This is a genomic window from Amycolatopsis sp. NPDC049688 (assembly GCF_040674975.1).
GTDB lineage: Bacteria > Actinomycetota > Actinomycetes > Mycobacteriales > Pseudonocardiaceae > Amycolatopsis.
This window is the reverse complement of the sequence record NZ_JBFANY010000002.1, coordinates 887,082-899,553: the sequence shown is the minus strand read 5'-3', so window position 1 is coordinate 899,553 and position 12,472 is coordinate 887,082. Positions and strand designations below refer to the sequence as shown.

Below are 12,472 nucleotides of genomic sequence, written 5' to 3'. Positions count from 1 at the left end.
GGCCGCCCCGTTCGGGCGGCCGGCGGTGGCGGGTCAGAGGCCGGCCTGGGCCAGCCAGTCCTTCGCGACGTCCGCGGCCTGCTCGCCGTCGGAGTCGACCTTTTTGTTCAGGTCGCGCATCACGTCGGTCGTGAGCTTCGCGCTGACCGCGTTCACCGCGTTGGCGAAGTCCGCGCCGCGCTCGTCGAGCACCTTCTTGTTCACCGCCGGCACGACGTTCTCGGTCGGCACGATGTTGAGGTCGTCCTTGAGCACCGTGTACTTCGAGTCACCGGTCAGCGGGCTGACCGAGTCGACCGGGATGACCGTGACGGCCCCGGACTTGAGCTGCTCGACGCGCGGCCCGGCCTCCTGGATCGTCTGGAAGGTGATGTTCGTCAGCTTGTAGACGTCCTTGAAGCCGAGGAAGCACGGAAGGCGCTTCTCGCACTCCGGCGGCCCCGCCATGACGACCTTGTCGAGCTTCTTCAGGTCGCTGATCGACGCGATGCCCTTGTCCTTGGCCAGGTCGGACTTGATGATGTAGGTGTTCTTGTCCTCGGCCGGCGCGAAGTTCAGCAGGCCGATGCCGCTGGGCTCGAACAGCTTCGCCAGCTGGTCGTGCTCCTCCTGCGCGGACTTCCCCGCCTCCTTGCCGAAGCCGGTGGTGATCGCCGCGCCCTGGTACTCCGGGATGAACTGGAGTTCGCCGGACTTCAGGGACGGGTAGATCAGCTCCCGAGAACCCAGGTTCAGCTTGCGCGTCACCGGGTAGCCCTTGGCTTCCAGCGCCTGGGCGTAGATCTCGGCGAGAATCTGGCTGTCGGTGAAGTTGAAGGACGCGACGACGATCGGCGCCCCGCCCTTGCCCTGCGCGGCGGGCTTGTCACCGCTGTCGCTGCCACCACAGGCGGCCAAACCGAGCGTCGCCGCGACGGCCACCGCCACCACCGACGCGTTCCGGAACCAGCGCACGAATCCCCACTCCCTCGTCACTCGAACAGACGAAAGGACCCTAGCCCGGCCCACCGACAGAAATCCACATGCTGGGACGAACCGGCTCAAATTCCCAGCCTGCGGAATTATGCCGCCCGATCGGGGTAGGGTCGGCCGGTGCACGTGACCGCGGTGACGCCACGGGCCGCCGACAGCGGGCCCCCGATCTTCCAGTGGCGGTGGGTGGACCGCAACGCCGACGCCATCGTCGACCGGCTCCTGGAGCACATTTCCCTGACCGGGGCCGCGCTGGGCATCGGCCTGGTGGTGTCGATCGGGCTGGCGGTGCTGGCGCTGCGTTACCGCTGGTCGTACGGGATCATCCTGGGCACGGCGGGCGCGCTGTACGTGATCCCGAGCCTGGGCGCGTTCGCCTTGCTGGCGCCGTTTTTCGGGCTGACGTTCGTGACCGCGATGATCCCGCTCGCGACGTACACGCTGCTCATCCTGGTTCGAAACATCGTCACCGGCGTCGACCAGGTGCCCAAGGAGGTCCGCGAAGCCGCGATCGGGATGGGCTACACGCGCACGCGGATGCTGTGGCAGATCGAGCTGCCGCTGGCGCTGCCGGTGGTGATCGCCGGCCTGCGCGTGGCCGCGGTGACGACGATCGGCCTGGTCACGGTGACGTCCATGCTCGGACTGGGCGGCCTCGGTTACTTCATCCGCGCCGGCATCCAGAACACCACGCCCAACCCCACGGAGATCATCGTCGGCATGGGCCTGTCGGTGGTGCTGGCGGTGGTCGTCGACCTGCTGCTGTGGCTGGGCGAGCGCCTGCTGACCCCTTGGACCCGGAAGGCGCGATGAGCTTCCTCGACCAGCTGAACGCGTGGCTAGCCGACCCGAACCGGTGGAGCTGGACGGACCGGGCGGGCGTGCCGTACCGGACGTTGGAGCACCTCAGGTTTTCCCTCCTGGCGCTGGTGATCGCGGCGGTGCTGACGATCCCGGCAGCGTTGTGGCTGGCCCACTACCGCCGCGGCGCGTTCCTCGCGAGCAGCGCGGTGAACATCGGCCGCGCGATCCCGAGTTTCGGGTTGATCATCCTGTTCTGGTTCCTGGCCAGCCGCTGGGAGTGGGACACGACGTTCTGGCCGTTGCTGCTGGCTCTGGTCGCGTTGGCGATGCCCCCGTTGTTCACGAACACGTACGCGGGCGTGGTGTCGCTGGAGCAGGAGACGGTCGACGCGGCCCGGGGAACGGGCTACCGGGAGTGGCAGATCATGCTGCGCTTGGAGTTCCCGTTGGCGTCCCCGGTGATTTTGGCGGGCGCGCGGGTGTCGTTCCTCCAGCTGATCGCCACGGTGGCAATCGGAGCCATCGTCAACGACGGCGGCGGCCTGGGCCGCTACATCGTCGACGGCTTCGCGGTGGGCGCCCAGGGTTATGGCGAGATTTTCGCCGGAGGTCTGGCTGCGGTGGTGCTGGCGCTGGTGTGCGATGGGGCATTCGCCCTGCTGACCCGGGTGGCTACGCCGCGGGGGCTGGCTTTGCAGAACGCGCGCCGCGACTAGAGCCGTTCTGTAGGTCATCGGAGCCAGAGGGCGATGGTGGCTTTGGCTTGGTCCCGGCCGGAGACCGTGAAGGCGTACTCGCGTCCCTCGTCCCGCGGGCGATGCAACATCGGCAGATCACCTTCGTCCGGCTGGATCAGGACCGACTAAATCGTCCGCGCGTCGCCACGTGCTCCCGTGGTGGAGCGTCCGCCGGCACGATTTCAGGGCCCTCCCCCTCCCCTCCACCGCCAAACTGTCGCCTAGAACGCGCCGATCAGAATCAGCACGCCGAGCGCGATCAGGACGGCCGGTAGCACCACGTGGCCCCAGCGGGCGAGTACGTGGGCGACGCCCTGCCGGGTGGCTAGGAACCGGCCGATCACGCACCACACCGCCACGCTCGTCAGGAACACCGCCGCGTAGCCCGCCAAGCCCGCGGGACCGGTGGCCGCGAACGCGGGGACGTACACGCCGACGTTGTCGCCGCCGTTGGCGAAGCACACCAGTGCGATCCCGAGCAGGCCCGTTGCCGGGGGCGGCTCGTCGTCGTTCTGGTGCCAGGCCTGCCAGGCCGCGCGGACTCCGAGCAGGACCGGTAGCACGCCCAGCCAGCGGACGGCGCCATCCGGGAGCAGCCCGGCTCCGAGCGCGCCCGCGAAGGAGACCGCCAGGATCGCCGCGAAGCCGAGGAACTGGCCGCCCACGACCTTGAGCTCGCCGCGGCGTCCGGCCGCCTGGCCGAAGAACACCGCGAGCAGGACCAAGTCGTCGACGTTAGTCACCGCGAACATCGCGGCCGCGCGTCCGAGCAGTCCGGCGTCCACACCCGCCCTTCCGGTAAAACCGCTTGGCGAAGGCCGGCGCGGCACAGGACGATTCTGCCCATGCCCGTCGTCGCGCGCCGCGGCTACACCGGTCCGGCCGACCTGCGGGCCATGCAGAGCCTGGCCCAGCGGATCTGGTCGAAGGCGAGTTCGGTGCACGTCGGGGATCTCGCGTGGCAGCGGTTCCAGCACGCCGGCCGGGAAACCGAGTGGCCGACCGTGCTGTGGGAAACGGGTGGCGAAGTCGTTGCGTGGGGGTGGATTTCGCTACCCGGTGAACTCGCGCTGCTCGTGGACCCGGCACGCCCCGGCCTCGCGTCCGAGGTGCTCGGCTGGTTCGAAGCCACCGCCTCCGCCGACGAGCTCGCTGTCACCGTGCTCGACGCCGAGAAGCATGTCGTCGCCGCTCTGGAGCGAAGCGGTTACGCGCTTCGGGAAGGTGCCGTTTTCCAGTCGTATATGTATCGCCTCCTCGTGGGTCTGCCCGAGCCTGTGGTGCCCGGTGGGTTCACCGCCTGGCCGTACCGGGCCGGGCTGGATTGGGTCGCCGAAGCATCCGACGGCCGGTTTGCCGCCCAGTGCCTCATCTGGCTCGACGAGCTCAATGCCGTCGGCGAGCTGGAGCCCGTCGGAACCTTGCCGGAGTTCCGCCGAACGGGCTCGCCCGCGCGGTGTGCCTCGCCGCGCTGCACGCGGCCCGCCACGCCGGCGCTCGCGAAGCCGTCGTGTACCCGGTGATCGGTCATCCGAAGTCCGTGGGTGCCCTCCCGTTGTATCGCGATCTCGGCTTCCGTCCGTATGCCCGCACCCTCACCTTCACGCGAACCCGCCGTCGTATCCCTCCTTCCCCGGGGTCCGCGTCCCCGGAGGGCGCTCACCGGCAAACGTAGCGCGCCGTCCGATCCGGCTGTCCGTTTCGGCGGCCTCCGGAGGCTGGTTGTCCACATCTGGGCAAAGCTGTGGACAACCCCGTGGATTTCCCCGGCACGGCCCCGAAAATGTCGGTCGCGCGCGATAGTGTCGAGACGGGGGGCGCCCCCGCGGGCCGAGGGGCGAGGAGGCGCGCACAAGGCGCACTGAGAACGCTGAAAGGTGCTGCTGCGCAAGGGAACTCCGCACCGTGATTCCGCAGTAGACAACGAAAACGTATGCGAGTTCGAAAAGTCAGGTAAGAGTGGCCAAGTCGTCGAAGAACGCCGCCCGGCACGCCGTGATCAGCCGCTCGATCTCCGGCCCGAGCGGGCGGTCCTCGTCGACCGGCGGTACCACCGACCGCACCCACCGATAACCCGCTCGCAGCCCCGGCACCCCGTCACCACCAGCCAAATACCGCGCCTGGGAGGCCGTCACCAGCTCGCACGCGGTGATCGCGAAAACATGACCAGCCGCCGCGCGCAGCTGCTCGCCGGCCGCGGTGGCGAACGCCTGGACGTCCTCCTGGCCCGCCGATGTGTCGATCGAACCGAGCGTGGCCGGTGCCGCCAGCCGGCGCAACGCCTGCAGTTCGCCCGCCGCTCGCTTGTGCAGCGGGGCCAGGCCCGCCTGGGGTCCCGGGTCCGCCGTGAGCTGCGCCGGGAGCCCGGTGAACCGCTCGTCCAGCAGGCGGTGCGTCCGCTGCACCGAAATCTCGCCGAGGTGCACCAGCGCCGCAGTCACCGCGTCCATTCGCAAGCCCAGGTCCACCGCGTGGTAACCCGTTCCCGGCACGAACGAGCCGTCGACGAAAGACGGCGAATCGCCCGGCATCGTCCCCCAGCGCCGCCACGTCTCGTGCAGGTCCGCGTTGACGCGGGAAGCGTGGGCGAGCGCCCGCGGCGCCACGCGGACCGACAGCGGGGCCTGCACGATTCCGTGCCGCACCGGGCCGATCCCGACCAGGGAATTCAGCTCGTGCAGCAACGTCCGCAGGTGGTCGTCGCCGCCCGCCATGACCGGGGCGAAGACCTCGCGCGGTGCGCCGAGCACGTCGATCGCCATCGCCTCGGTGAGCGTTTGCAGGTCGATGACCTGCTGGGTTTCGGTCCAGCCGCGCTGCGCGTGCATCACGGCGAGCGGAGACCCCTGAAGCAGCGAAGCGCCTTCTTTCGGCCCGAGGACATAAGGCGTGGCACCCCGGCGGGCGAGCGCCGACGCAGCCGGCACTTCGGCGCCGTCCTCCAGGACCGTGCCGATGCCGAGGAACGTCTGGAATGCGTGCGACAGCGCGATGATCTCGCCCGAACTGCCGAGGCCGAACCGCGGGACCGCGGGGGTGAAGCCGTCGTTCAGGCGGTCCACCAGGAACTGCACCAGCTCCGGGCTCACCCCCGACCACGGCCGCAGGAAATCCCGCAGCCGGACGACGAGCAGCGCGCGGACGTCCTCGGGTGGCAGCCACGGCGGGCCGCCGACCGCGCGGCCGATCAGCAGGTTGCGCTGGTGCTCCGCCTGCTGCCGCGCGTCGAGGGCGACACCCGCGAGCCTGCCCATCCCGGTGTTGACGCCGTAGACCGGTTCCGCCCGCCCGGCAAGAGCTGTCAAGAGCTCTTCGCGGCGCCGCTTCAGGGCTTCTACCAGCGGTTTGTCCAGAATCAACCGTTCACTGTCAGCGAACTCGCTGTCGGAGACGATCATCGGTAGGGCAGCATGGTGCCGACGCCGGAAGCCTCGGCACGGGCGAGGATCATGTTCGCCACCGCAACGTCCGTTGTGGACAGTCCGCGGTGCCAGAACAGGATCCGTTCGGCGTCGTGCTCGCGGCCTGGCTTCTTCCCGGCCACGACGTCGCCGATCTCGGCGTGGACGTTGTCCTCGCGGAGGAGGCCGGCGTTGAGCTGCGGGCGCAGGGCGCCGAACCGCGGGTTGCCGGACCGCGATTCGCGCCAGTCGTCGACCACGACCTTGTCGATGTCGTCGAGCAGCGTGAGCTCGAGCGCGCTGATCGTGCCGTAGGGCACCAGGAAGGTGCCCGGCCGGAGGAACTCGCGCCGCACCAGCGGTTCGGGTTCGACCAGCCGGGAGGCCTCGACCTGGATGTCCGCGCCGTCCAGGGTCTCCTCGGCCGTGGCGCAGACGCGGACGTCCTTGCCGAGCCGTTCGGACAGCCGGCGGCCGAAGTCCTCGCGGGATTCCGGGCGTTTGCTGGTCACGCGGATCTCGGCGAAGTCGAACAAGGAGTCCAGCAGCACGACGTTCCACCAGGCGGTTCCGCGAGCACCGATGTGCCCGAGCACCCGGGAATCCGGGCGGGCCAGGTATTTCGCGCCGACGGCGGTCATCGCGCCGGTGCGGGCCTCGGTGATCATCGTGCCGTCGACGATCGCCCGCGGCATGCCGGTGTCCGGGTCCAGCAGGAGGATCAACGCCATTTCCGAAGGGAGGCCCCGTTCGAAGTTCCCCACGAAGTCACCGACGACCTTCACGCCACTGACCTGCTTCGCGGACAGGTGGCCGCGAAGGATGTTGAAGTGGCCCTTGCCGCCGTTGTCCGGCACGAGGTGCGTACGCGGCTCGAAGACGACCTGACCGCGGCCGTGGTCGGCGAGGACGTCCTCGACCGCCCCGACGATGTCGGCGTCCGTGACACCGAGCAAGTCGATGTCGGCGCCGGTGAGGTACCGGAGCCAGACGGACGTCACCGGGCGAGGTCCTCGATGACCTCGGCGCCGGGCAGGGCGGCCAGTGCGGCGCCGGAGATCAGCAGTTTGCTGCCGCGGATCCCGCTGCCGATGACCAGCTCGGGTGCGTCGGCGACGCGCCGGTCGATCAGGACGGGCCACTCGGCGGGCAGGCCGACGGGCGTGATGCCGCCGTACTCCATCCCGGTCAGCGAGACGGCTTCGTCCATCGGCGCGAACGACGCCTTGCGGACGTCGAGACGGCGCTTGATGACGCCGTTGACGTCGGCGCGGGTGGTCGCGAGCACGAGCGCGGCCGCGAAGCGGACTTCGCCTGCGCGCTTGCCGGCGACGACGACGCAGTTCGCCGACGCTTCGAGCGGCGAGCCGTAGGTCTCGCAGAAGGCGGCCGTGTCGGCGAGGGCCGGGTCGATCTCGGCGACGCCGACGGCATCCGGGTCGGCGAGCGCGGCCAGGGCCTTGGCCACGGGCTCGGCGAGCAGGTCAGTACGCGTGGGGGCGGGAACGACGGTGAGGCTCCCGGCGATCGTCCAGGTCACGACCCCATTAAAACAAGCGCGCCGCCGGGGCGGGTGGGGGCGGGAAGGAGGTGCGCCTCGGCCGAGGGGGGAAAGGGCTTGGCCGCTGCGAGGGGCAGGGTGAGCAGGCTCATGGAAGGGGCGGGAGGCTCGCCCGAGCGGACGGGGCGGGATGCTCGCCTACCTGAGCGAGCTCGTCTAGGGCAAGCCTGAGTGAGCCGGCCGGGTTGAGGTTATCCGGCGCGACAGGCGGCGTTCACCAGCTGGAGCCGCCGCGCTGGACCTCGATCAGCTTCGGGCGGACGTCCACGATGTAGACCAGCACCGCCGCCATGGCCGGGACCCAGAAGATCATTCCCGGGCCCATCACGTTGAACAACGCCATCGCGAGGGTTGCGCCGCCCGTGATCAGCATCCAGATGGGCTTGGTCTTGCGGTCGGCTGCCGAGTACGCGTCGGCGCGCTGGAGCAGCGCGTGCACGAAGGCGAAAAGCCCGACCAGCGCGCTGCCCCAGTGGATGACATTGAGGATCCAGATGGCGACTAGCACAGCGACAGCTTACGGCAAACCGCCCGAACGACCCCGGCCCCGCCACCGGGGGTCCGGGGACGGGGCCAGGAGTTCACAGCGTTGTCACTTGTCGGTCTTCGGCGCGGCCGGCTTCTTCGCGGCGGTGCTCGTCGTGGTCGACGTCGTCGTGCGGCGGGCCGGGGCGGCCGTCTTCGGGGCCGTCTTGTTCGCCACGCGGCGGCTGGCCGAACGGGTCTCGTGGGCCACGTCGTCGCCCAGCTCCTCGATGGCGTCGGCCGCCTCGCCGGCGACCTCGGTCACCTTGCGGGCCGTCTTCTCGCCCGCCGAACGGGTGCGCTTGGTCACCTTGCCCAGCACGCCGTCGACGCGCTCGCGGACCTCGGCGGTGACGCCCTCGACCTGGCCCTGCGCCGTGGTCAGCGCCTCTTCGAGCTGCTCGATGGCCTTCTTGACCTGCGGCTGCGCGGCGATCTTGTCCCACGCCTGCTCGCCCGACTCGGCCAGCTTGTTGTACAGCTTCAGCGCGGCCTCGGTGTACTCGTCGATGACCTTGCGCAGCTCGGCCGGGTCCAGCTTCTCGCGCAGGCTCTCGACGTCGGTCGGCAGCTCCTGCAGGTTCTTGCGGGCCGCCTCGCCGCTCTTGGTCACGTTCTCCTTGGCCTTCGCCACGGCGTCGGTGACGGCGTGGGTGGCCAGGTTGCCGGCGCCGAGCGCGGCGAGCAGCGGGGTGCGGACCTGGTCGAGGGCGGTGGTGACAGCCTTCTTCACGTCTTCGGTCTTGGGGGTGGTCATGCTGACTCCTCGGTGTTCGTGGCTGGGGCGGGAGCGGCGGCCGGCCGGGCCGCGGCGTTCTCCCGGCGGAAGGACTCGTAGACGTCGAGCAGGACCTGTTTCTGCCGTTCGGTCAGCTCGGCGTCGGCGCGGATCGCGTCGCCGACCGGGCCGCCCGTCGGCAGGTCGAGGATCCCGGCCTGCACGTACAGCGCTTCCGCCGAAATGCGCAGGCCCTTGGCGATCTGCTGCAGGATCTCCGCGCTGGGCTTGCGGACCCCGCGCTCGATCTGGCTCAGGTACGGGTTGGACACGCCGGCGAGCTTCGACAGCTGGCGCAACGAGATCTTCGCGGTGTTGCGCTGCTGGCGGATGTACTCGCCGATGTCGGAAGCGATGTCCGCGACCTTTTCCATGGGACTGCCGGATCCTGACGTCCCACCGGTCTCTGTCATCCGGTCACCTCCTCGCGACACTTCGACGGTACGCCCGAGTGCTAGCTATTGCAAGCACTCTGCTTGCAACCATCGGGTGTGATGCGCACCGCTACCGTGGTGCCATGACGCGCTCGGCCCGGCTGTGGCGGCGGCTCGTCGAGCACCTGCTCGACGAGGACGTCCTGCACGCCCCGGAGTGGATCGCCGCCTTCCGCGCCGTCCCCCGGCACGTCTTCCTGCCGCGGTTCTTCGTGCCCGCGGGCGGGCTGTGGGCGGCGGTCGCGCGCGGCGACCCGGGCTGGCTGGAGACCGTCTACTCCCGCGACGTGCTGGTGACGCAGCTGGACGACGACCCCGGCTGCTGGGAGCTCGCGCGGCGCACCGGGCCGGTGGCGGGCACGCCGACGAGCTCGTCCAGCATGCCGTCGATCATGGCGATCATGCTCGAGGAGCTGCGGGTGCGCGACGGGCAGTGCGTGCTCGAGATCGGCACCGGCACCGGGTACAACGCCGCCCTGCTGAGCCACCGCTGCGGCGCCGGCCAGGTGTCCACAGTGGACATCGATCCGGGGATCGTCGCGGCGGCGCGCGAGCGGCTGGCCGCGGCGGGGTACCGCCCGGCCTGCGCGGTGGGCGACGGCGCGCTCGGCTTCCCGGCCGGCACCGTCTTCGACCGGGTGCTGTGCACGGCGTCGGTGTCGCAGATCCCGGTGGCCTGGCTGGCGCAGACGAAACCGGGCGGGCTGATCGTGACGACGCTGAACCGCCCGATCGGCGCCGGGCTGGTCCGGCTGGTCGTCGGCGCGGACGGCACCGCTCAGGGCCGCGTCCTCGCGCGCGACGGCCGCTTCATGCCGCTTCGCGCGCACCGGCTGCCCGACGCCGGCCCGCTGCCGATGCCGTCGCGGGGCGACTGGGAGCAGACGCGGCTGCCGATGTCGGCGGTGCTCCAGCCGCGCCGGCAGTTCGAGTTCTTCGCGGGCTTGGCGCTGCCCGGCGTCCGGCCGGTGCGCGAAAGCGGTGACGACGAAGCGGCGGGCGTCACCCTGGTCCACCCGGACGGCTCGTGGGTCCGCCACCGCAAGCGCGGCGGCGCCGACGAGGTGGCCCAAGGCGGCCCGCGGGCGCTGTGGGAGGTCGCCGAGGCGGCCTACGTCGAGTGGTGCGAGCTGGGCAAGCCGGACCGCGACCGGTTCGGGCTGACGGTGACCGCCGGCCGCCAGGAGTTCTGGCTCGACACCCCGGACGGCCGCGCCTGGCCGCTCACCTAGGCAGCCGCGCGCGGATCCACCGCTCGACGTGGTCGGCCGTCGCCGCCGGGGAGACGTCCGTGGTGTCGAAGAGGTCGACGCCGAGGGCCGGCGCCGACGTCCGGAGCCAGTCGTTGAACTCCAGCATCTCGTCGATCCGCTCCTCGTCCCACTCGCGCCACGCCGGTCGCGCCCGCAGCCGGGCGCGCAGCGACGAAGGCGATCCGACCAGCGCCAGGTAGTGGATGTCGCTGAAGAACGCGCGCTCCGGCAACGGCTCGAACTCCGGTGGCGCCACCGTCCCGCACAGCACGACCGGGCGGCCGTTCTGGTGCAGCATCGCCGCCATCCGCAGCCAGACCGAGCGGAACGACGTGACGGCGTCGCGCAGGGCGTCGATCCAGAGGACGTCCTGGTCCAGCACCACGACGTCGCCGCCGAACCGCTCGGCCAGCAGTGGCCCCATCGTCGACTTCCCCGCCCCGCTCGGCCCGGTCAGGGCGAACAGCGGCAGCTTCCGGAACGGCCACTCGTGCCCGCACTTCGCGCACGCGACCACCGCGCCCGTGACGACCGGGCATTCGGCGAGCTCCCCGCAGGCCGGGCAGATCCGCAGGTCGAGACCCATTTCAGTCGAACAGGTTCTCGAGGAAGCTGCGCTTGCGGTGCCCGTGCCCGTACGGCCGCGGCGAGTCCGCGTGGCCACCGCGGTAGGGCCGCGGCGAGTCCGCGTACCCGCGGTGCGGCCGCGGGGAGTCCGGGTAGCCGCCGCGGTAGGGGCGCGGGGAGTCCGGCCGGCCGTGTCCGCCCTGGTACGGCGGCGGCTGGTGGCCGTAGAACGAGCTCTCCGCGCCGACGATCGCCTCGAGCTCACCGCGGTCCAGGAAGATCCCGCGGCAGCCTTCGCACTGGTCGATGTGGATGCCGTTCTTGTCGACGGTCCGCATCCGGTTCTGACACTTCGGACAAATCACACCGCAAAGCCTACGCAAAAACTCCTCAGCAGGCGCAGAGGCAGAACGGGTGCCCGACGGGATCGGCGTAGACGCGGAACGTCTCGGGCTTGTCGTCGAGCAGCTTCGCCCCCAGGCCGAGCACGCGCTCGTGCGCCGCCTCCAGGTCCGTGACGTTCAGGTCCAGGTGCAGCTGCTGCGGGTGGTCCGCGGACGGCCACGCCGGCGGCCGGTAGTCGGGCACCCGCTGGAACGCGATGCCCGCGCCGCCCGCGGGGTTGGCCAGCGTCACCCAGTGCCCGTCCTCGGCCACCTCGGGCGCTTCCCACTCCAGCACCGAGCGGTAGAACTCGGCGAGTGCCACCGGGTCGGGGCAGTCGAGGGCCACCACGCCCAGGGTCGGTACCGCACTCATCGTCGCTCCTTCGATCTTGAGTAACCAGTGAAGCGATTATGTGGGTTAGCACCCCCGGAGGCAACCGCCGTACAATCGGTAAGTGCACAGCGACGCCTCTCTCGTGGTGGAGTTCCTCAACACGGTCAACGTCGAAGAGGGCACTGACCTGCTCGAAGATCCCGGGCAGTGGCACGGGTGGGCGGCCGCGCACGCACTGGCGGCCAACCCGGCCGCCGAGGCGCGCGCGGCGCGGGACGCCCTGCGCGCGGCGATCGGCGACCCGCGGCTTCCCCACGGCAGCGTCGACGTGGACACCCGGATCTCCCTCACCGCCGAAGGGCCGGCGCTCGTCGCGGACGACGTCGTGGGGGCGGTGTTCGCGGCCTGCGCGCGGCTCGTCGTGCGCGGCGACTGGGTCCGCCTGAAGATCTGCCCCGCCGACACCTGCCTCTGGGCGTTCTACGACGAGTCGCGCAACCGCTCGCGGACGTGGTGCTCGATGCGCGTCTGCGGCAACCGCGAAAAGGCCCGGGGCTGGCGCGCCCGCGCGGCGGCGGGCTGAAACCCCTCATCCGAGCGGCGGACCCTCGATCGGCTGTGGACAACTTGGGGACGAAGCACCACATATCCACGCCCCGGACGGCCTCGCCCCCACACGTTGTGGACAGCCGTTAGGCCATCACCGTGAAAAGTTGTGGA

The 12,472-nt window shown here is 70.6% G+C and carries 16 protein-coding genes; 5 read left to right on the top strand and 11 right to left on the bottom strand.

The genetic code is table 11. From position 1 onward, the window contains the following. Positions 1–33: 33 nt before the first annotated feature. On the bottom strand, positions 34–954 hold the full coding sequence (locus AB0J55_RS10360; protein ID WP_364245526.1) for an ABC transporter substrate-binding protein: 921 nt from the start codon (positions 952–954) through the stop codon (positions 34–36). 138 nt (positions 955–1,092) lie between these two features. On the opposite strand from AB0J55_RS10360, the gene AB0J55_RS10355 reads away from it, so the two are divergent. Both AB0J55_RS10355 and AB0J55_RS10350 read left to right on the top strand, forming a co-directional pair. Then, a complete protein-coding gene (locus AB0J55_RS10355) occupies positions 1,093–1,785 on the top strand; it encodes an ABC transporter permease (protein ID WP_364245523.1) in 693 nt (230 codons plus the stop codon). Further along, the gene (locus AB0J55_RS10350) at positions 1,782–2,492 is read left to right on the top strand and encodes an ABC transporter permease (RefSeq protein WP_364245520.1); all 711 of its coding nucleotides are present in this window, start codon (positions 1,782–1,784) and stop codon (positions 2,490–2,492) included. Before AB0J55_RS10355 ends, AB0J55_RS10350 begins: the two co-directional genes overlap by 4 nt. 242 nt (positions 2,493–2,734) lie before the next feature. On the opposite strand, the gene AB0J55_RS10345 is transcribed toward AB0J55_RS10350, so the two are convergent. Continuing rightward, entirely contained in the window at positions 2,735–3,298 is a 564-nt protein-coding gene (locus AB0J55_RS10345; RefSeq protein WP_364245517.1) for a cadmium resistance transporter, read from the bottom strand. Positions 3,299–3,358: 60 nt separating this feature from the next. On the opposite strand from AB0J55_RS10345, the gene AB0J55_RS10340 reads away from it, so the two are divergent. After that, positions 3,359–4,036 (top strand): hypothetical protein, encoded by a 678-nt coding sequence (locus AB0J55_RS10340; protein ID WP_364245514.1) that lies wholly within the window; start codon positions 3,359–3,361, stop codon positions 4,034–4,036. A 426-nt stretch (positions 4,037–4,462) separates the two neighbouring features. Here the strand turns inward: AB0J55_RS10340 and AB0J55_RS10335 are convergent, their stop codons facing one another. From AB0J55_RS10335 to AB0J55_RS10310, 6 genes are all read right to left on the bottom strand, one after another. Next, positions 4,463–5,911, bottom strand: coding sequence for an aromatic amino acid lyase (locus AB0J55_RS10335; RefSeq protein WP_364245512.1), 1,449 nt, complete (start codon positions 5,909–5,911; stop codon positions 4,463–4,465). Continuing rightward, on the bottom strand, positions 5,908–6,915 hold the full coding sequence (locus tag AB0J55_RS10330) for an ornithine cyclodeaminase family protein (protein ID WP_364245510.1): 1,008 nt from the start codon (positions 6,913–6,915) through the stop codon (positions 5,908–5,910). Before AB0J55_RS10330 ends, AB0J55_RS10335 begins: the two co-directional genes overlap by 4 nt. Next, positions 6,912–7,454, bottom strand: coding sequence for a YbaK/EbsC family protein (locus AB0J55_RS10325; RefSeq protein WP_364245508.1), 543 nt, complete (start codon positions 7,452–7,454; stop codon positions 6,912–6,914). Before AB0J55_RS10325 ends, AB0J55_RS10330 begins: the two co-directional genes overlap by 4 nt. A gap of 235 nt (positions 7,455–7,689) precedes the next feature. Next, positions 7,690–7,983 (bottom strand): DUF2516 family protein, encoded by a 294-nt coding sequence (locus AB0J55_RS10320; protein ID WP_364245505.1) that lies wholly within the window; start codon positions 7,981–7,983, stop codon positions 7,690–7,692. Between the two features lie 84 nt (positions 7,984–8,067). Further along, a complete protein-coding gene (locus AB0J55_RS10315) occupies positions 8,068–8,757 on the bottom strand; it encodes a hypothetical protein (RefSeq protein WP_364245503.1) in 690 nt (229 codons plus the stop codon). Continuing rightward, positions 8,754–9,152, bottom strand: coding sequence for a helix-turn-helix transcriptional regulator (locus AB0J55_RS10310; protein ID WP_364245500.1), 399 nt, complete (start codon positions 9,150–9,152; stop codon positions 8,754–8,756). Before AB0J55_RS10310 ends, AB0J55_RS10315 begins: the two co-directional genes overlap by 4 nt. Positions 9,153–9,295: 143 nt before the next feature. On the opposite strand from AB0J55_RS10310, the gene AB0J55_RS10305 reads away from it, so the two are divergent. Continuing rightward, a complete protein-coding gene (locus tag AB0J55_RS10305; RefSeq protein ID WP_364245499.1) occupies positions 9,296–10,444 on the top strand; it encodes a methyltransferase domain-containing protein in 1,149 nt (382 codons plus the stop codon). Here the strand turns inward: AB0J55_RS10305 and AB0J55_RS10300 are convergent. The 3 genes from AB0J55_RS10300 to AB0J55_RS10290 are packed head-to-tail and all read right to left on the bottom strand — an operon-like array spanning position 10,437 to position 11,791. Further along, complete coding sequence (locus AB0J55_RS10300; RefSeq protein WP_364245496.1) at positions 10,437–11,051, bottom strand: AAA family ATPase; 615 nt, start codon at positions 11,049–11,051, stop codon at positions 10,437–10,439. The two genes, AB0J55_RS10305 and AB0J55_RS10300, sit on opposite strands and share 8 nt — an antisense overlap. Position 11,052: 1 nt before the next feature. Then, the gene (locus AB0J55_RS10295) at positions 11,053–11,415 is read right to left on the bottom strand and encodes a zf-TFIIB domain-containing protein (RefSeq protein ID WP_364245493.1); all 363 of its coding nucleotides are present in this window, start codon (positions 11,413–11,415) and stop codon (positions 11,053–11,055) included. Between the two features lie 7 nt (positions 11,416–11,422). Continuing rightward, positions 11,423–11,791 carry a VOC family protein gene (locus AB0J55_RS10290; protein ID WP_364245490.1) on the bottom strand — a complete coding sequence of 123 codons (369 nt, stop codon included), beginning with the start codon at positions 11,789–11,791 and terminating at the stop codon, positions 11,423–11,425. Between the two features lie 82 nt (positions 11,792–11,873). On the opposite strand from AB0J55_RS10290, the gene AB0J55_RS10285 reads away from it, so the two are divergent. Beyond that, the gene (locus AB0J55_RS10285) at positions 11,874–12,335 is read left to right on the top strand and encodes a CGNR zinc finger domain-containing protein (protein WP_364245488.1); all 462 of its coding nucleotides are present in this window, start codon (positions 11,874–11,876) and stop codon (positions 12,333–12,335) included. Positions 12,336–12,472 lie beyond the last annotated feature (137 nt).